The organism is Hyunsoonleella flava (assembly GCF_004310325.1).
GTDB classification, from domain to species: domain Bacteria; phylum Bacteroidota; class Bacteroidia; order Flavobacteriales; family Flavobacteriaceae; genus Jejuia; species Jejuia flava.
Window position 1 is genome coordinate 117,300 of record NZ_SIRT01000003.1, and the last position, 18,492, is coordinate 135,791.

17 protein-coding genes and 1 riboswitch are annotated in these 18,492 nt (G+C 34.2%); of the genes, 10 read left to right on the forward strand and 7 right to left on the reverse strand.

The features are described from left to right. Nucleotides 1-3: 3 nt before the first annotated feature. The gene (locus tag EYD45_RS05715) at nucleotides 4-726 is read left to right on the forward strand and encodes an adenine nucleotide alpha hydrolase (protein ID WP_130963464.1); all 723 of its coding nucleotides are present in this window, start codon (nucleotides 4-6) and stop codon (nucleotides 724-726) included. 101 nt (nucleotides 727-827) lie between these two features. On the opposite strand, the gene EYD45_RS05720 is transcribed toward EYD45_RS05715, so the two are convergent. Continuing rightward, nucleotides 828-1,397 carry a PAS domain-containing protein gene (locus EYD45_RS05720; protein ID WP_130963466.1) on the reverse strand — a complete coding sequence of 190 codons (570 nt, stop codon included), beginning with the start codon at nucleotides 1,395-1,397 and terminating at the stop codon, nucleotides 828-830. 10 nt (nucleotides 1,398-1,407) lie between these two features. Continuing rightward, nucleotides 1,408-3,276 (reverse strand): TonB-dependent receptor plug domain-containing protein, encoded by a 1,869-nt coding sequence (locus EYD45_RS05725; RefSeq protein ID WP_130963467.1) that lies wholly within the window; start codon nucleotides 3,274-3,276, stop codon nucleotides 1,408-1,410. Between the two features lie 228 nt (nucleotides 3,277-3,504). Next, nucleotides 3,505-3,759: riboswitch (cobalamin riboswitch) on the reverse strand. A 206-nt stretch (nucleotides 3,760-3,965) separates the two neighbouring features. Between EYD45_RS05725 and EYD45_RS05730 the strand changes: the two genes are divergently transcribed. The 8 genes from EYD45_RS05730 to EYD45_RS05765 all read left to right on the forward strand — a co-directional run bounded on the left by EYD45_RS05730 (nucleotide 3,966) and on the right by EYD45_RS05765 (nucleotide 11,351). After that, on the forward strand, nucleotides 3,966-5,114 hold the full coding sequence (locus EYD45_RS05730) for an ABC transporter substrate-binding protein (RefSeq protein WP_130963469.1): 1,149 nt from the start codon (nucleotides 3,966-3,968) through the stop codon (nucleotides 5,112-5,114). Next, nucleotides 5,115-6,146, forward strand: coding sequence for a FecCD family ABC transporter permease (locus EYD45_RS05735; protein ID WP_130963471.1), 1,032 nt, complete (start codon nucleotides 5,115-5,117; stop codon nucleotides 6,144-6,146). Beyond that, complete coding sequence (locus EYD45_RS05740) at nucleotides 6,146-6,940, forward strand: ABC transporter ATP-binding protein (protein WP_130963473.1); 795 nt, start codon at nucleotides 6,146-6,148, stop codon at nucleotides 6,938-6,940. Before EYD45_RS05735 ends, EYD45_RS05740 begins: the two co-directional genes overlap by 1 nt. Before the next feature lie 89 nt (nucleotides 6,941-7,029). Continuing rightward, entirely contained in the window at nucleotides 7,030-8,349 is a 1,320-nt protein-coding gene (gene rmuC / locus EYD45_RS05745; protein WP_130963474.1) for a DNA recombination protein RmuC, read from the forward strand. Nucleotides 8,350-8,461: 112 nt separating this feature from the next. Further along, nucleotides 8,462-9,100, forward strand: a complete 639-nt coding sequence (locus EYD45_RS05750) for a SatD family protein (protein WP_130963476.1) — start codon at nucleotides 8,462-8,464, stop codon at nucleotides 9,098-9,100. Further along, entirely contained in the window at nucleotides 9,097-9,798 is a 702-nt protein-coding gene (locus EYD45_RS05755; protein ID WP_130963478.1) for a DUF3307 domain-containing protein, read from the forward strand. The genes EYD45_RS05750 and EYD45_RS05755 overlap by 4 nt, the downstream gene beginning before the upstream one ends. Nucleotides 9,799-9,804: 6 nt before the next feature. After that, entirely contained in the window at nucleotides 9,805-10,341 is a 537-nt protein-coding gene (locus tag EYD45_RS05760; protein WP_130963480.1) for an acyl-CoA thioesterase, read from the forward strand. Nucleotides 10,342-10,433: 92 nt separating this feature from the next. Beyond that, nucleotides 10,434-11,351: a DNRLRE domain-containing protein gene (locus EYD45_RS05765; RefSeq protein ID WP_165453893.1), complete on the forward strand. Its 918-nt coding sequence runs from the start codon at nucleotides 10,434-10,436 to the stop codon at nucleotides 11,349-11,351. Between the two features lie 57 nt (nucleotides 11,352-11,408). Here the strand turns inward: EYD45_RS05765 and carB are convergent, their stop codons facing one another. Together carB and rpmH are read right to left on the reverse strand one after the other, a co-directional pair. After that, nucleotides 11,409-14,261, reverse strand: coding sequence for a carbamoyl-phosphate synthase large subunit (carB, locus tag EYD45_RS05770; protein WP_130963483.1), 2,853 nt, complete (start codon nucleotides 14,259-14,261; stop codon nucleotides 11,409-11,411). A 114-nt stretch (nucleotides 14,262-14,375) separates the two neighbouring features. Next, nucleotides 14,376-14,537 carry a 50S ribosomal protein L34 gene (rpmH, locus tag EYD45_RS05775; RefSeq protein ID WP_013870629.1) on the reverse strand — a complete coding sequence of 54 codons (162 nt, stop codon included), beginning with the start codon at nucleotides 14,535-14,537 and terminating at the stop codon, nucleotides 14,376-14,378. Nucleotides 14,538-14,746: 209 nt separating this feature from the next. On the opposite strand from rpmH, the gene EYD45_RS05780 reads away from it, so the two are divergent. Beyond that, on the forward strand, nucleotides 14,747-15,325 hold the full coding sequence (locus tag EYD45_RS05780; protein ID WP_130963485.1) for a M48 family metalloprotease: 579 nt from the start codon (nucleotides 14,747-14,749) through the stop codon (nucleotides 15,323-15,325). A 2-nt stretch (nucleotides 15,326-15,327) separates the two neighbouring features. Here the strand turns inward: EYD45_RS05780 and cls are convergent, their stop codons facing one another. The 3 genes from cls to EYD45_RS05795 are packed head-to-tail and all read right to left on the reverse strand — an operon-like array spanning nucleotide 15,328 to nucleotide 18,418. Next, entirely contained in the window at nucleotides 15,328-16,782 is a 1,455-nt protein-coding gene (cls, locus tag EYD45_RS05785; RefSeq protein WP_130963487.1) for a cardiolipin synthase, read from the reverse strand. Between the two features lie 5 nt (nucleotides 16,783-16,787). Next, nucleotides 16,788-17,708: a lytic transglycosylase domain-containing protein gene (locus EYD45_RS05790; protein WP_130963731.1), complete on the reverse strand. Its 921-nt coding sequence runs from the start codon at nucleotides 17,706-17,708 to the stop codon at nucleotides 16,788-16,790. Nucleotides 17,709-17,758: 50 nt separating this feature from the next. Beyond that, complete coding sequence (locus EYD45_RS05795; RefSeq protein WP_130963489.1) at nucleotides 17,759-18,418, reverse strand: alpha/beta hydrolase; 660 nt, start codon at nucleotides 18,416-18,418, stop codon at nucleotides 17,759-17,761. Nucleotides 18,419-18,492: the final 74 nt, after the last annotated feature.

Genomic DNA, 18,492 nt, shown 5'->3' on the forward strand with positions numbered 1-18,492 from the left:
TTCTTGAAACCTCACAAAACCTATTTCAATTGGAGCTCTGGTAAAGATTCTGCTCTAGCTTTATACCATCTGTTGCAAGATAAACGCTATTCAGTTGATGAACTTGTTACGACCGTAAATTCATATTATAATCGTGTGTCCATGCATGGTTTACGCAAAGCACTACTTGTCGAACAAACCAATGCCATTAATATTCCTGTAAGCTTTATAGAACTTCCTGAAATGCCAAGTATGGAAGTGTACGAACAAAAAATGAATGATACGGTTGCAAGGTTAAAACTTAAAGGCTTTACACATTCAGCTTTTGGCGATATTTTTCTTGAAGATTTACGTAAATATCGTGAAGAACAACTGGACAAACAGGGGTTTAAAGCTATTTTTCCAATTTGGAAGAGAGATACAAGAGCGCTAATGAATGAATTTTTAGATTTAGGTTTTAAAACGATTATAGTCTGTGCTAATTCCAAATATTTTGATGAAAACTTTGTGGGAACGGTTATGGACAAACACTTCGTAAACAATCTCCCAAAAGAAGTTGACCCTTGCGGTGAAAACGGAGAATTTCACACCTTTTGTTTTGAAGGCCCTATCTTTAAAAACCCAATAGATTTTACAATTGGCGAAAAGGTATATCGAGAATACGACCATCCAAACACTGATGATTCCATTTGTGGTGCCGACAAATATGGCGTTTGGTATTGCGATTTAATTCCAAAAAACTCATAAGTATTTATAATAAAGTTTCAATTCAAACTATCATTTTCTTAAAAATAGGAGTACATAAAAAAGCCACTAAATAGTGGCCTTTTATTTGCTGTAAATACGAACTATGCTACCTGTCGCTCTAAAGCTACAAAGTGTGTTTTCTTGTTATTAACTTTTAATGGAAAAATCTTCACCTCACATTTATACGGCGTACCATCCTTTTTATAATTTGTAATCACCTCAGTAAAAGCTAAATTGGTTTTAAGTTTTTCCTTAATATTACTCCTAGATGTATCTGATGTTTTCGAACCCTGTAACACTCTAGGCGTTTTATTTAAAACTTCACGCTTTAAATATCCTGTCATTTTAGTAAATCCCTTATTCACCCAGATTATTTTCTGCTTTAAGTCTGTTATCAAAATTGCTTCAAATGTTTCTTTTTCAAATATAAAATCGATATCATTATCCCAATTCATTTTTTTTGCATAAGACTTCACCTTTCGTATATCCTGTAAACGCTCAGCTTCCTGCAATTTTTCAATATTTCCTTGACTATAAATATCCCAACTTGTAAGTGGTGTAATTATCCTAGAACCCTTGGATATAGTTTTAGAAACTGCTTCATATTCTGTTTTATTTAACGATGACAGATATATGTCCAAACACATCATCTTATATAAATTATACTTCATAACTCAAAGTTTATAAATTCAAGTTCATACCCAAACTCACATTTCTACCTCTCGTTGTATACCCTAATATTTCAAAGTAATCTTCGTTAAAAAAATTGGTGATATTTGCAAAAAGCTTCACCTTGTTTTTAAGCATTTTATGACTGAAATATAAATCGATTAAAGAGTAGGCACTTAAATCCTCGTTAGCAAACGTAGAGAAATTGGTATCTGTTCGCTTTCCAACAAATTGATAACTCAATGATGCAAAGGTGTTTTCGCAAATATCATAGCCCAAACTAGCATTTGCTTTATGCTTCGGAATTCTTAAACGCACACCGTCCTTAACTTCCGTAAATGTATAATTTGTAGAAATAGCTAAGTTTTTCACCACATCAATTTGCGCCTCAAGCTCAAATCCATGAACAGTAGCGTCAGTAGTAGCATTTTCATAAGCTGAGGTGAATATGATGGTATGCACTTCATTTCGGTTAAAATAAACACCATTAATACGAACGCCCGTTGTTGTATTATATTCAATACCCCCTTCAATAGTAGTGTTCTCTTCTGGCTTTAAATCGGGATTTGCGCCAAAAAAACCGAACAGTTGTGACAAATTTGGTGCAATAAAGGACGTAGCATAAGATCCAAATGCCTTTACATAAGCCTCGTCAATTGAAATACTATAAGACGGATTCAAACTATACACAAAATGCGAACCATATTCGCTATGGTTGTTCAATCGTCCACCTACGTTCATATTCAGTCCAAAATCCGAGACATATACCACATTTAAATACGGATCGGTGTTGGTAAAACTTTCTTCTTCAGCAAATAAACTATTATAGTCACCATAGTTTAAACCAACAATAGTATAAAAAGTGTCGTTAAAATTATACTTGTTAAATGCATCAACAACATAACTATCCGCTTCATTGGTTGAGCCAAAAGCCGAAATAGTTTCCCTATCAATTTTTGTGTATGCCGCATTTACTTGAAATGTTCCATTCTTGTAGGTAAACTTTGGAGACAACCCAACTCTTTTCTGTTGCGAAATATACTCATCGTTAGTATCTGCAAATGCAAAATTTGGAGGCGGAAACCCGTCAATATCCGTTTTAAATTTATCTAAACTGGCATATGCGATCAATTCAAAATTATCACAAAACTCATAGCCTAATTTTAAGTTGGTGTTGTATCTAGAGAACGGATCTTTTTCCGCGTCTTCAGACTTGAAAGCAGACAAGCCATCTGCAAATTGGTTACCAAAACTTGCTAAGTAGGTAAATTTATCTAAAGTACCGTTTACCGAAACATTATTGGTAAAACTCGCGCCGTTATAATTTAAATCATCTTGAGTTTGATTGGTACCAACCACGGTTAAAAAATTTCCTGAGATTTTATCTTTTGAAGCCTTTTTGGTAGTAATGTTTATTACAGCCGTTGCTGCACCGTTTCCATAAAGGGTACTGGCTGCACCTTTTATAATTTCAATAGAGGCAATGGTATTTAAGTCTATCAACCTTAAATCTAATTCATTATTTACTAAGGATGGATCGTTAATTTGAACACCATCAATTAAAACTAAAACCTGTCTGTTATTTCCACCACGCACAAAACTTGAGATATTTTGTCCTGCCACACTGCGCGTACCGTTTATTTCAATACCACTTTTGGTGTTTATTAAATCTGTAAGCGTTCTGCCTTGGTTACGCTCAATTTCATTTTGAGAAATTTTAATAACGGTTTTTCCTGAATTTTCTCGTTTCAAGGCAAAACGAGAGTCTGAAATAACAACTTCATCAAGTTGCTCTACTTTAGTTGAATCAGTTTGCTGCTGTGCAAAACTAAACAACGAGCATCCTAAGCATAGGACACCAAAAACATTTGTGTGTTTCATTTTAATGAATAATTACTCGAGAATCGCATGGATTATCATACAATATATTATTCATAAATCGAATTAACTTAAATAAAACTATGCTTTAGTATTTATGCTTCAAAATAAAAAACGCCATAGCTAATGCTATGTCTTATTTTTCTTTTTTGCCTAAACAACAAAAATTTTAGTTTTCTTTTCAGCGAATTCAATTAATGACTAACATCAACTTTTATCCCGAAAGTTTAACTTATTTGTTTGAAAATGGCAGGTCTCCTGACTTGCGTCTTCATGTTGGTCTTCCCATCAAAATTGACAGTGACATTAGAAGTATAACATGAAGCTTTGTAGCTTACAGTTGCGGGAACAGTTCTGGAATTAACGATTTACGATTTACGATGTTTAAAAATTTCAACATCAAATCTTAAATCTGTAATCATAAATCATTGCACCAGATTCCCTTTTAATTCCGCCGAAGCGGAAACCAAAATTCGATGCAAATATACTTTATTAAAAACAATACCTTCTTAGAAAGGCTACTTTTTCCTATTCAGCTTATATATAAGATAAATAAACCCTACAAGAAAATGAATTATTATAACTCCAGCTACTATATATATTGTTAAATTTGAACTGTCTCTCATTGTTTATTTTTTTCGAAATTAACAATGAATACCCAAATCAAACATGACATAAGTCACTTTGCTTTTATGATATATAAAATTTTCATCGTTGCAACCTTTCTAAGTATTACGTCTTGTAAAGAAGACAAGGGTATTACTAGAAAACTTCCACTATCGGACGTTGAAATTGTTGATTTAAAATATGCAAAAGGGTTTTTAGTAACTCATTTTGATAAGTACAAAGTAATTAAAGTGAATCACCCATGGCCCGATGCAAAAAAGGTGTATAAATATGTGATAATTGACAATAAAAATCTTGCTAAGACAAGTTTTATGAGTGGTGAATATGACGGTATTATTGTAACACCCATTAGTAAAATTGTTGCTACCTCCACTACGCACCTCCCAGCCCTAGAGTTATTACAGGTTGAAAACACCTTAGTAGGTTTTCCTGGAACAGATTATGTGTCCTCGAAAAAAATACGCACTCAAATTGATAATGGAACTATTAGAGAACTAGGTAAAAACGAAAGTTTAAACACCGAAGTGTTGCTAGAATTAAATCCTGATGTCGTCGCTGGGTTTGGTATTGACGGCGGCAACCGCTCATTAGAAACCATTAGTAAATCTGGTATTCCGGTAATGTTTAATGGTGATTGGGTAGAAAGTTCCCCACTTGCTAAAGCAGAATGGATTAAGTTTTTTGGTGTACTTTACAATAAAGAAAAGGAGGCAGATTCTATTTTTAATCAAATTGAAAAAGATTATTTAGATGCTAAAATGCTAGCTCAAAATGTAACGTCAAAACCTACCGTTTTAAGTGGTGCCATGCACAACGATATTTGGTATTTACCTAATGGAACTAGTACAGAGGCGCAATTATTAAAAGATGCCAACGTCAACTATCTGTGGCAAAACACCGAGGGTGTAGGAAGCTTAAAACTAAATTTTGAATCGGTGTTTGTAAAAGCAAAAAACGCTGATATTTGGTTGAGCCCTTCAAATTATTCCACTTATGAAAATTTAAAAAACGGTAATGAAAACCATACGTTGTTTGATGCTTTTCAAAATAAAAAAATATATACCTTTAACAAAACAACCGGGGCAACAGGAGGTGTTACCTATTATGAATTGGGAATGACAAGACCAGATTTAGTTTTGAAGGATATTATAAAAATTTGTCACCCAGATTTACTTGAAAATTATCAACCCTATTTTTTTAAACCTTTAGAATAATTGTCTAATCAAAACACATATCGCACTGCTTTTGGTTGGCTTATTCTGGCATTGATAATTTGTTTTTTATTAAATATCAGCCTTGGGTCTGTATCTATTCCTTTAAAAGACATTTTTAATAGCCTTATCGGAAAGAATGTTGAGCAAGAGTCGTGGCAATTTATTATTCAAAATTACCGACTTCCAAAAGCCCTAACAGCGATAATAGTAGGTTCTGGTTTGGGCATTTCTGGTCTGCTCATGCAAACCTTATTTAGAAATCCACTTGCAGGCCCTTTTGTTCTGGGCATAAGTTCTGGTGCAAGTTTAGGGGTAGCCTTAGTAATTTTGGGCTCAGGCGTTATAGGGGGTGTTTTAGCTTCAGCATTTCAATCAAAATGGGGAATCGTATTAGCCGCTAGTTTAGGTAGTTTTTTAGTGTTATTAGCTGTATTAATTGTATCCATAAAAGTTAGGGATACCATGGCTATTTTAATTATAGGATTAATGTTTGCCAGCATAACAGCTGCCATAGTAAGTGTTCTCTCATACTTCGGTTCAGCCGAACAATTACAACAGTACATTTTCTGGGGTTTTGGCAGTTTAGGCAACCTGTCTTGGGACGAGCTTTTTATTTTACTGCTGATGTACGGAATAGGCATTTTTCTTGGAATCATTTCCATAAAATCATTAAACACACTACTCCTAGGAGAAAATTATGCTAAAAGTTTAGGGGTAAATATTAAAAAAAGTAGGTTTATTATAATTATTACTACAAGTTTACTAGCTGGCAGTATTACCGCTTTTACTGGCCCAATAGCTTTTATTGGTTTAGCCATACCCCATATCACCAGACAAATATTTAATACATCTAATCATAGGATTTTATTGCCTGCAGTTTTCTTATCTGGCGCAATAGTGATGCTATTATGCGATAGTGTCTCACAGCTACCAAACAGTGATTATACATTGCCTATTAACGCTATCACCGCATTGGTAGGCGCCCCAGTGGTAATATGGTTATTAGTTAGAAAACGAAAAATGGTATTTTAATGAAAAGTGAAACAAAAAATATCATTCTTAAAACTGAAAACCTGTCTATTGGATATACTTCAAAAAAAGACAACATTGTTGTGGCTTCAAACATAAATGTAGCGTTGGAAAAGGGAAAGCTAATAGGATTGATTGGTGCCAATGGCATTGGAAAATCTACATTATTACGAACTTTAACCAAGGTACAATCACCCCTGAAAGGAGCGATTTATATTAATGATACCGAATTGAAAGACTTCTCCTCTGTTGACTTAGCTAAGGCATTGAGTTTGGTTTTAACCGAGCCAGTTGCTGCAAAGAATTTATCAGTATTGGAGCTTGTTGCCCTTGGGCGTCAGCCTTATACAAATTGGATTGGTAATCTTTCAAAAGCCGATATAGAGATTACTGAACGTGCTATTTCACAGGTAAACATTAACCATTTAAAGCATAAAAAGTGTTTTGAACTAAGCGATGGACAATTACAAAACGTGATGATAGCCAGAGCTTTAGCGCAGGACACAGATTTAATTATTTTGGATGAACCTACCACGCATCTGGACATGTACCATAAAGCCTATATTTTAAAATTACTTCAAGAATTAGCTAAGGATACGGGCAAAACTATCTTATTTTCATCTCATGAAATCGATTTAGCCATTCAACTATGTGATGCACTAATTGTGATGACTGAAAACGAAGTTGTTACAGATGAACCTTGTAACCTGATTACAAAAGGCACTTTTGAAAAACTATTCCCAAAGGATTTGATTGCGTTTGATGAAGCTACAGGAAGTTTTCGAGTGAAAAAGTAGTTTCCAGTCGCAGTCACAGTATTCAGTACTCTTAAAATATAACCTTGCTACTTTTTGGAATTTGGTTTTTGTTATTTGATATTTGTTATATGAACGATAATTTAATAATAATTCTCGCTGCCTTAGTCTTTGCAGGAATCGGTTTCTTCTTAGGAAATTACTTTTCGAAGTTGAAAAACAAAAGTGAACAGAGCACCTTAGAGGAACGTCAAAACCAAATGCAGCGTACCATTGAGGAGCTAAAACAAAACCTAAGCAAGATAGAAGGTGAACGCGAGGAAATTCGTCGAGAAAAGGAGTTGTTAAATACCGAATTAGCTAGAAAGAATTCTGAATATGAAAATCTGCAAGAGTTAAACTTAAAGCGGGACAAAGAGCTAGAACAGCGTCAAGAACAACTGCGTAAAGATTTTGAATTATTAGCCAATAAAATACTTGAAGAAAAGTCAAATAAATTCACAGAGCAGAATAAAGAAAATATCAAGAATATTTTAAATCCGCTTCAAGAAAAAATCCAAGGATTTGAGAAAAAAGTAGAAGCTTCACAAAAGGAAAGTATCAGCATGCATTCTGCTTTAAAAGAGCAGTTATTAGGTTTAAAAGACCTTAATCAACAAATGACTAAAGAGGCTACCAATTTAACTAGAGCTTTAAAAGGCGATAGTAAAATGCAAGGAAATTGGGGCGAGTTGGTTTTGGAGCGAGTACTTGAAAAATCAGGTTTAGAAAAAGACCGTGAGTATTTTGTGCAACAAAGTTTTACTCGTGACGATAACTCGCGGGTGATGCCGGATGTGGTGTTGCATTTACCTGATGGTAAGAAAATGATAATTGATTCAAAAGTATCCTTAACGGATTACGAACGTATGGTAAATGCAGATGAGGACGACAGACCTCAATTTCTAAAAGCCCATGTAAATTCCATAAGAAAGCATGTAGAGCAGCTATCTGCTAAAAATTATCAGGATTTATACGATATTGAATCGCCTGATTTTGTATTACTTTTTATTCCCATAGAGCCAGCGTTTGCCGTGGTTGTCAATGAGGACAATAGCATTTACAATAAAGCTTTTGAAAAGAATATTGTAATTGTGACACCTTCTACCCTTCTGGCTACGTTGCGTACCATTGATACCATGTGGAATAATGAAAAACAGCAACGTAATGCTATAGAAATAGCACGACAAGCTGGTGCGCTTTACGACAAGTTTGAAGGCTTGGTAAAAGATTTAACTGGCGTTGGCAAAAAGATTGATGCAGCAAAAACCGATTATTCTGCGGCTATGAATAAACTAGTTGATGGTAGAGGCAACCTCATCACTAGCGTTGAAAAGCTTAAAAAAATGGGCGCAAAAGCTAAAAAATCATTACCTGAAGCTATTATAAAACGTGCCGAAGAGGACGAATAATTTGTTTATCATCTAAAAACGTGATATATTTGATTATTCCATAATTAAGGAATAATTATATTTATTCCATTTTAAAGGAATTTTATATATTATTCTATTTAAACGGAATATTATGACAACAAGCGTTATTACTGGTGATATTATAAGGTCGAATAAATTTAAAAACCCAAAAGTTTGGTTAGATCCTTTAAAAAAGGCGCTAATAAAAACAGAAACAGACCAAAAATATTGGGAAATTTTTCGTGGAGACAGTTTTCAAATCGAAGTGCGCGATAATCAAAAAGCATTTCTTACAGCCATATATATCAAGGCATGCATAAAATCAGTAAAAGGTTTAGATGTCCGTATGGCTATTGGTATTGGACATAAAACTTTTGAGGGAGATACTGTTACAGAATCGAATGGGGAAGCGTTTCAATTTTCAGGCGAAACCCTAGAAAATCTAAAAAAAGAAAAAACAAATCTCAAAATCAAGTCTCGGGATACGCATACAAACGAAGAGCTCAACTTATATTTCAAACTTGCTTTGATTGCTATGGATAACTGGACCGTGAGTTCATCAGAAGCTATAAAAGTATCTATTGAAAATTTTGGGGCTTTACAATCTGAAATTGCTGAACTTCTAGGCATAAATCAAGAAGCTGTAAGCAAACGTCTTAAACGCGCATATTTTAATGAAATACTAAGTCTTGATAGAATGTATCACAAAAAAATTACTCTACTTGAACAAAACATACAAGAAAGAAAATGATTTTAATAAAACTTTTACTTGCACACCTCATAGGCGATTTCTTTTTACAACCACAAAGTTGGGTTAAAGAAAAAGAGAAGAAAAAACTAAAATCCCCAAAACTCTATTTTCATGTATTCATACATATTGCTGCTCTGGCATTACTGTTATGGGATGTATCGTTGTGGCCCATAATTATAATTATTGGAGTTTCACATTTCATTATTGATGCGTTAAAACTTTCATTTCAAAAGAAAAAAACAAAGCGTAAACTATTTTTCCTAGATCAATTTCTTCATATTTTAATCATCTTAGGTTGCTATTTTTTTTCGTTTCATAGTGTCAATAAATTTCACTTCAGGATTACCGAAAATCAACTTGCATTAATCACTTGTATATTGTTTTTATCAATTCCTGCATCGATAATTATGAAAAACATTTTTTTAAAGTGGGATATTTCAGAACTTACTAAAAATAATCAATCACTTAAGGATGCAGGCAAATATATTGGTATTTTAGAGCGTGTTTTAGTGTTTATATTCATTATTGTAGACCATTGGGAAGCTGTGGGGTTTTTAATAACCGCAAAGTCTGTTTTTAGATTTGGAGATTTAAAAGAATCAAAAACCAGACAGCTTACCGAGTATATTTTGATAGGCACCTTAATTAGTTTTGGCATTGCCATAATAACAGGAATTATTTACACCGTTTTAACTTAAAACAACATGTTTAAACACCCTAAAGAATCGCAGGTAACCATAACACAACTTATGTTGCCATCTCACTCAAATTTTAGTGGAAAAATTCATGGTGGGCATATTTTGAACTTAATGGACCAGATTGCCTTTGCATGTGCCTCTAAGCACTCACAAAATTATTGCGTAACGGCATCCGTAAACCGTGTTGATTTTTTAAACCCTATTGAAGTTGGAGAACTGGTAACCCTAAAAGCATCAGTAAATTATACCGGTAGGACCTCAATGGTTATTGGGCTACGTGTGGAATCTGAAAATATTCAAACTGGAGAGGTTAAGCATTGCAACTCTTCATATTTTACAATGGTTGCAAAAGATGAACATGGTAAAAATGTAGCTGTACCAGGCATTATTTTAGATTCTGAACAAGCTGTGAGACGTTTTGCACGAAGCATCGTTAGACAGCAACAAGCAAGACATCGCTCTACGAAATTTAAGGCAAATGAGTTCAAAATGGAAGAACATTTGGATGTTATTAAAAGCCATAATGCCAAGATAGAATTATAAGTTTAGATTAAGAAAGTGCCTCATAGCAATTAGCATATTACTTTGATATCATGTATCTTAGTAAAAAATGCTTCACATTAAAACAAATAGCTATGAAACAAAAATTACAATTTATTTTACCAATTCTTTGCGTATTCTTTCTTTTAGATTTAAGCGCACAAACTACAGCTAACCTCACACCTGTAAAAGATAATTCTATTTATAGCGAATCTAATAATTCCAATGGTTTAGGACGATTATATTCTGGAAGAACAGGTTCAACAGATGGTAACAATAACAGAAGAGCACTAATCAAGTTTGATTTAACTTCAATTCCCAATGGTGCTACAATTACAAGCGTTACTTTAACATTAAATGTATCTAGAGTACCCGGAGGTGTCGGGACTCAAACGTATAACATTTATGAGTTAACTACCGATTGGGGAGAAGGCACATCCACAGGCACTGGAAATGGCGCAGCAGCAGTTGCCCCTGATACCACTTGGAGTGATGCCATGTTAGGCACATCCAATTGGACAGCTGCAGGAGGGGATTTTTCTCCAACAGCTTTATCTACACTAAGCTTGAGCGGTCTTGGTAACTATGATTTTCCAACAAGCACTACATTCGTAAGTGTAGCGCAACAGTGGCTAGATAACCCGAGTACAAATAATGGCCTTATTTTAATTGGAGATGAAACAGTTAACAGAAGTGCGAGGCAATTTGGAAGCAAAGATTCTGGTATTGCGCCAATACTAAACGTTACTTATAACACACTAAGTACTGAAGAGTTCAGTTTAACCAATTTTTATATCATTCCCAATCCAGCAACATCAAGTATAAAATTAGAACTCCCAAGTTTTATAAATGAAATCGATATAAGCGCTTTTGATGTATTAGGTAAAAACATTTATTCAGCTAAACACAACTCAAATGTTATTATTGATGTTGCTAATTGGACACCAGGGATATACTTGCTAAAAGTTAGTTCTGAAAATGTTTCTAAAACCAAACGTTTTGTGAAAATTTAATTTTCGATTTTCGGTAGAATAAAAAAGCCGCATATAGCGGCTTTTTCTTTTTATTATTTATTTACTCAAGTACATCTTACGTCTGGAGTACAAATCGTAAAACTCATCGTCCTTTAAACTATCAATAAACAAGATACTCTCACCTGTACTTTTCATTTCTGGTCCTAATGTTTTATCCACATTCGGAAATTTATTAAATGAGAAAACCGGTTGTTTTATGGCATAACCTTCCAATTCTGGTTTAAAGTTGAAGTCTTTAATCTTCTTTTCTCTCAACATTAGCTTAGTAGCATAGTTTACATAAGGCTCTCCGTAAGCTTTTGCGATAAATGGCACTGTTCTGGAAGCTCTTGGATTTGCTTCTATAATATATACCTTATCATCCTTTATCGCGAATTGAATGTTAATTAAACCAACAGTATTTAATGCTAAAGCTATCTTTTTGGTATGATCCTTAATTTGTTGCATCACAAATTCACCAAGATTGAATGGAGGCAGGGTTGAGTTACTATCTCCTGAATGAATACCGCATGGCTCAATATGTTCCATGATTCCAATAATGTAAACCTCTTCACCATCACAGATTGCATCGGCTTCTGCTTCTATCGCGCCTTCTAAATAGTGGTCTAGTAACAGTTTATTATTTGGAATTTTATTCAATAAATCTATAACATGCTCTTCAAGCTCTTTTTCATTAATCACTATTTTCATCCCTTGTCCTCCAAGTACGTAAGACGGTCTTACAAGGATTGGGAAATCCAGCTCTTTTGCTACGGCTAAAGCCTCATCAGCAGTTTCAGCAGTATCAAATTGTGGATAAGGAATATTGTTTTCTTTTAATAGAGTTGAAAAACTTCCTCTATCTTCAGCCAAATCTAGAGATTCAAAGCTGGTTCCAATAATTTTTACACCGTAACGCGATAGTTTTTCAGCAAGTTTTAAAGCAGTTTGTCCGCCTAATTGCACAATAACACCTTCTGGCTTTTCGTGCTTTATGATATCATAAATGTGTTCCCAAAATACAGGCTCAAAATACAGTTTATCCGCCGTATCAAAATCCGTTGAAACCGTTTCAGGATTACAGTTGATCATTATGGTTTCATAACCACATTCCTTCGCGGCATAAACCCCGTGCACACAACAATAATCAAACTCGATACCCTGGCCAATTCGATTAGGGCCAGAACCTAAAACAATAATTTTCTTTTTATCTGAAACAATACTCTCGTTGTCTGAATAGCGCTTTCCATCAGCAGTTTCCATGTCGCTTTCAAACGTTGAATAATAATATGGTGTCTTTGCTTCAAACTCAGCAGCACAGGTATCAACCAATTTATAAACACGGTTAATCCCCATTTCCTCACGCTTATTATACACTTGACTTTCCAAACAACCCAACATGTGAGCAATCTGTCTGTCTCCATATCCTTTCTGCTTTCCTTCAAGCAACAATTCTTTATCAATGGTATCGATGTTAAACGTAGAAATCTCTTTTTCCAAGAAATATAGTTCTTCATATTGTTTTAAGAACCACATGTCTATCTTAGTAATTTCAAAAATTCTACTTAAAGGAATTCCCATTTTAATGGCATCATAAATGGTGAAAACCCTATCCCATGAGGCATTAGTTAATTTATCGATTACCTCATCATAGTTAGTGTTTTCTTTACCATCTGCGCCTAAACCATTACGCTTAATCTCAAGCGATTGCGTTGCTTTGTGCAATGCTTCTTGGAATGAACGTCCAATACCCATCACCTCTCCTACGGCTTTCATTTGAAGCCCTAGAGTTCTATCTGAACCTTCAAATTTATCAAAATTCCAACGTGGTATTTTTACAATTACATAATCTAAAGTAGGCTCAAACAATGCTGAAGTAGATTTTGTAATTTGATTACTTAATTCATCTAAACTATACCCTAAAGCTAATTTTGCAGCAATTTTTGCAATTGGATACCCTGTAGCCTTACTAGCCAATGCCGATGAACGCGATACACGCGGGTTAATTTCAATAGCAATAATTTCCTCTTCTTCATCTGGGCTAACTGCAAATTGTACGTTACAACCACCAGCGAAATCCCCGATACTACGCATCATGTGGATTGCCATATCACGCATCTTTTGATAGGTTCTATCACTTAAAGTCATTGCCGGAGCTACGGTTATAGAGTCTCCAGTATGAATTCCCATGGGGTCCATATTCTCGATAGAACAGATAATAACAACATTACCATTGGAATCTCGCAACAGCTCTAACTCATATTCTTTCCAACCAAGCAATGCTTTATCTATCATTACCTCGTGGATAGGGGAAATTTCCAATCCGTGGCGCAGTAATTTATCAAAATCCTTTTCATCATAAACAATTGCCGCACCAGCACCGCCAAGGGTAAATGAAGAACGAATACATAATGGAAAACCAAATTCTTGTGCTATTTCTTTTCCTTTTAAGAAAGATGAAGCGGTTGCTTGTGGTGCCATTGCAACACCAATCTTACCCATTAATTCTCTAAACTGCTCCCTATCCTCAGTGACGTTAATAGCATCAATATTAACACCAATCATATCCACTCCAAAATCTTCCCAAATTCCTTTTTCATCAGCTTCAATAGCCAAGTTTAGGGCTGTTTGCCCACCCATTGTTGGCAGTACCGCATCAATTTGCGGATGTTCCTTCAATATTTTAATGATGGATTTAGTATTCAATGGCAACAAATACACATGATCTGCCATGGAAGGGTCTGTCATAATTGTTGCAGGATTGGAATTAATTAAAATGGTTTCAATCCCATCTTCTCTTAGAGACCTTAAAGCTTGAGAACCTGAATAATCAAATTCGCATGCTTGACCAATGATGATAGGACCTGAACCAATAATTAGGATAGATTTTAATTTCGGATTTTTCGGCATTTTTAAAAGTATTCTATAATTAAATAAATCGGTTTGCTAAATTAGTAATTACGAAACATAAAAAAAGGCGTTACACTTAAGTAACACCTTTTAAATATCAACAATTGTTAATCATTATTTCTTATGTCTTGTTTCAGATGACACAGACAATTTTTTTCTACCTTTTGCTCTTCTTCTGGCAAGTACTTTTCTGCCATTAGCAGAAGCCATTCTTTCCCTGAAACCGTGCTTGTTCCTTCTCTTTCTTTTTGATGGTTGAAACGTTCTTTTTGGCATCGTCTTATGTTTTTAAAATCTGAATTTTATTTTTCTGAAATATTTTGACCCTTGTCAAAAACTGAGCGCAAATATACAAAGCTTTTTTATTTCACAAACCTATTTTAAAAATATTTTTTACATAAAAAATTTAGTTTCTTTGCATTTTAAAAGAAAAACGGGCAAAAAGTGAAAAATGAAGCCCAAAACTGCAATAAAAATTAATTTAAATGTTCAACAAAATTATAAAACTGATTTTAGCTGCTGGAATTATAGCGTACGCTGTTTATCAATTTACTGAAGGTAATATAGGAAATGGTATCTCTTTAATTTTATTAGCCGGAGTTTTTATATTTCTTTATTTTAAAAATGAATTTATACTTCTCGCCTTCTTAAGACTACGTAAACAAGATTTTGACGGTGCTAAGAAATGGTTGGATAAAATTAAAAATCCAGAGGCAGCATTAGTAAAAAAGCAACAAGGCTACTACAGTTATCTTCACGGGATAATGACAATGCAGGATAATATGAACGAGTCTGAAAAGCATTTCAAGAAAGCAATTGCTTTAGGTTTATCTATGAAGCACGATTTAGCTATGGCTAAATTGAACCTAGCTGGTATTGCTTTTTCAAAGCGCAGAAAACGTGAGGCTCAACAACTACTTACTGAAGCGCAAAAACTAGATAAACATGGTATGCTTACAGATCAAATTAAAATGATGAAGCAAAATATGAAGCAAGCCGTTGGCCCTAACCAACATTTTGGAGCAGGTGGTTCATTAAGGTCTCAAAAGAGAAGGGGAAGGTAGTTTTAAATTAAAGGAGACCACAATCTGCTGTAAGATTCTTTAAGCTTTTCAATTTTTGGACGCTTTGTCCAATTATCTAGATTTACTTTTTCAGAATACTCTAAATCCTTCAAGAAATGCTGTTTTAGTATATTACTTGTATGCTTATCATATATAAAAGCATTTACTTCAAAATTAATATTAAAACTTCTGTAATCCATATTTGAAGTACCTATAGTAGAAAAGATATCGTCTATCACGATAGTTTTAGCATGGATAAGCCCTTTTGAGTAGCGATATACTTTTATGTCCGCTTCAAGCAACTTTTCTAACAAAGAATTTGTAGCATGTTTCACCACCCAGGAATCAGACTCTTTTGGTATTACTAACTTCACATCCACACCACTTCTTGCTACCACTTGCAGTGCTGTAATAATCTGATCATTGGGCACAAAATAGGGTGTGGTAATGTAGATGTAATCTTCTGCGGTATTTATAGCTGTAAACATAGCCTCCATGATATATGGCCAATCGGTATCTGGGCCGCTAGATGCTATTTGTACAGCTACATTATTTTTACAAGTTACTTGAGGGAAATACGATTTGTCAATTTTTAAGTCTTGATTGGATACAAAATCCCAAGTGGTAAAAAAATTAACCTGCAATGATTTAACGGCTTCTCCTAAAATTCTTAAATGTGTATCTCTCCAAAAAAGCTCATCACCATCATTGTTTATGTATTCATCTGCGATATTTATACCACCTACATAACCGATCTTCCCGTCTATAATTGTAATTTTCCTATGGTTACGGTAATTCATTTTTCCCGTGAATTTTGAAAACAGCACAGGCATAAATGGGTAATGCTCTACCCCACTTTTATCTAGTTTATGTTTCATTTTTGTGGATAATTTACTTCCCACATCATCATAAGTCAATCTTACAGAGACACCATTCTTGGCTTTATCGCATAACACATTTAAAATTCTTGTTCCAATTTTATCGTCCTTTAAAATATAATACTCTAAATGTATATGATGTTCGGCTTTTTTCAAATCGCCCATCAAATACTCAAACTTTTCATTTCCGTTTTTTAAAATATTGATATCGTTACAAAGGGTAAGTGGCGAATAATTGTTACTGTATAATAGCTCAACCAACTTTGATTTTTGGCTCAAATAATCGTCTACTTTATTATTGACGCCATTTTCAAACTCTAAAGTCTCATGTATTGATTTAATTGTTTTTTGGTTGAGTACCCGTTTTCTATTAAAAATTTTGTTCTTTCGATATTCTTGTCCAAAAAGATAATAGACCAACACACCGAAAAAAGGAAAAAAAACCAAAACAAGTATATAAGACAATGTTTTGGTTGGGTTGATATTTTTTAATATTACAGTTATAGCGGCTGAAATCGCTATAATATAATTAAGTATTATTAAGATGTTCCAGTAGTTATCTTGTAAAAAGGCCAACATGAAATTTAATTATAATACCCTTCCTTTGGAATCTCAATGTAATATGGTTTCCTTGACTTATTATTCAAATGAGGTTCTCTCAACCAAGGATTGTGTAGTTTTAAGATTTTATAATTTATACCAAAGCGTTCCGCAAATTTTGTAAAATCGGTTACTGCCGTATCAACTTCAACCTTAAACGTCGGTATGTTTGAGTATAGATCTTTGTCCCTAAAATTGAATCCGTATTTATCCGGATGTGATAAAATTTCCTTTAGTGCTACTATTCTAAATAAATAGCGCCCGGTTTCCTCTCCCAAAAGCAAATCATAATAATCACTAACATTTTGCTCCTTCAATCTTCGAGATACTCCTGCATTACCCGCGTTATAGGCCGCTGCTGCCAGGGTCCAAGAACCTAAATTTTCTTTAGATCTTATTAAATATTTACAAGCTACTTCTGTAGCTTTTTCCAAATGATAGCGTTCATCAACATTGGTGTTGACTTCTAAACCATTTTCACGACCAGTAGTTTTCATAATTTGCCATACACCCCTTGCTCCTGCTGGAGATACCGCATTGGTTAAACCACTTTCTATAACGGCTAAGTATTTAAAATCATCTGGAACACCATATCTTGCCAGTATAGGCTCAATTACTGGAAAGTATTTTTTTGCACGCTTAAACATCAATAAACCATTAGACTGCCAGTAGGTATTTACCAACAGTTCTCTATCCATTCGCTCTAAAATATCTGGGTTTTCTAGGGGCACACGCTCCCCTGCAAAATTTAAATCTTCGGGAACTTGCAATGCATAAACATTGTAATCATTAATGACTTTCTTTTCGAAATTTTCATCAGTAGGGGCGTCTTGGAGGGCATAAATAAATAGCAAACATAAACTTAATAATCCCACAAGCGCCAACATTCGTTGTATGGTCTTCATCATTAAAAAGTTTTTTTAAAAATATAAAAAATAGTGCATTAACCTATTGTTTATAAGATTATCTTAGGTAAATTTTCGTTGAACCACTTGTACTTGTTGATAATGGCTATATGTGTACCACCATTAATCGTGATACAGTTTTTGATATGTTTTATAGGAAAAACAGGGTCTTTATCTCCATGAATATGTGCAATACCTTCTTTATACACCTCTTGTTCCCAGCAAACCACTTGCTTTAAAGCCCAACTAAGATAATTAGGATCATTTACCGACAAGTATTTTTTGTACAGCTCTAAACGTTTAGCCATGGTTTTACCAAAGGCATATTTCTCAAACACCTCTATTTTACTTGCCAATTGAGTTGGCACCAATTTATATGCTCCCGTAGATTTTGCCAACTGCATCTTTAATGGCAACTCATATTTAGATTTAATGCTTGATACTATAATTAATTTCCTTATGCTAATATGTTTACACATTTCCTGCACCAAAATTCCTCCAAACGAAACACCTAACAATACAGGGTTTTCGTGCTCGATTTTCTTTGTCATACGAAATGCGTAATCACTTAAAGATTCATTTTCCTGAGGAACAAACCATTCCAAGTAGTGCATTTTAAATTGAGATTCTGGTAGTTTGATATTCTCAAAAATTAGTGGGCTAGCAGCCATCCCAGGCATTAAATACACATGTATTATCTCTTGACTCATAAGGTTTTAACAGTGCCGTTTATATAATCTCTCGATTTTTTTTCGTACTTTTGCACAAAGTTATTCAAATAGTC

What these genes read in the sequence shown, in the direction of transcription:
- EYD45_RS05725 (WP_130963467.1), bottom strand. Translation starts at nt 3,276, where the DNA reads ATGAAACACACAAATGTTTTTGGTGTCCTATGCTTAGGATGCTCGTTG.
- EYD45_RS05730 (WP_130963469.1), top strand. Translation starts at nt 3,966, where the DNA reads ATGATATATAAAATTTTCATCGTTGCAACCTTTCTAAGTATTACGTCT.
- rmuC (WP_130963474.1), top strand. Translation starts at nt 7,030, where the DNA reads ATGAACGATAATTTAATAATAATTCTCGCTGCCTTAGTCTTTGCAGGA.
- EYD45_RS05720 (WP_130963466.1), bottom strand. Translation starts at nt 1,397, where the DNA reads ATGAAGTATAATTTATATAAGATGATGTGTTTGGACATATATCTGTCA.
- EYD45_RS05755 (WP_130963478.1), top strand. Translation starts at nt 9,097, where the DNA reads ATGATTTTAATAAAACTTTTACTTGCACACCTCATAGGCGATTTCTTT.
- carB (WP_130963483.1), bottom strand. Translation starts at nt 14,261, where the DNA reads ATGCCGAAAAATCCGAAATTAAAATCTATCCTAATTATTGGTTCAGGT.
- cls (WP_130963487.1), bottom strand. Translation starts at nt 16,782, where the DNA reads ATGTTGGCCTTTTTACAAGATAACTACTGGAACATCTTAATAATACTT.
- EYD45_RS05740 (WP_130963473.1), top strand. Translation starts at nt 6,146, where the DNA reads ATGAAAAGTGAAACAAAAAATATCATTCTTAAAACTGAAAACCTGTCT.
- EYD45_RS05780 (WP_130963485.1), top strand. Translation starts at nt 14,747, where the DNA reads ATGTTCAACAAAATTATAAAACTGATTTTAGCTGCTGGAATTATAGCG.
- EYD45_RS05790 (WP_130963731.1), bottom strand. Translation starts at nt 17,708, where the DNA reads ATGAAGACCATACAACGAATGTTGGCGCTTGTGGGATTATTAAGTTTA.
- EYD45_RS05765 (WP_165453893.1), top strand. Translation starts at nt 10,434, where the DNA reads ATGAAACAAAAATTACAATTTATTTTACCAATTCTTTGCGTATTCTTT.
- EYD45_RS05795 (WP_130963489.1), bottom strand. Translation starts at nt 18,418, where the DNA reads ATGAGTCAAGAGATAATACATGTGTATTTAATGCCTGGGATGGCTGCT.
- rpmH (WP_013870629.1), bottom strand. Translation starts at nt 14,537, where the DNA reads ATGCCAAAAAGAACGTTTCAACCATCAAAAAGAAAGAGAAGGAACAAG.
- EYD45_RS05760 (WP_130963480.1), top strand. Translation starts at nt 9,805, where the DNA reads ATGTTTAAACACCCTAAAGAATCGCAGGTAACCATAACACAACTTATG.
- EYD45_RS05750 (WP_130963476.1), top strand. Translation starts at nt 8,462, where the DNA reads ATGACAACAAGCGTTATTACTGGTGATATTATAAGGTCGAATAAATTT.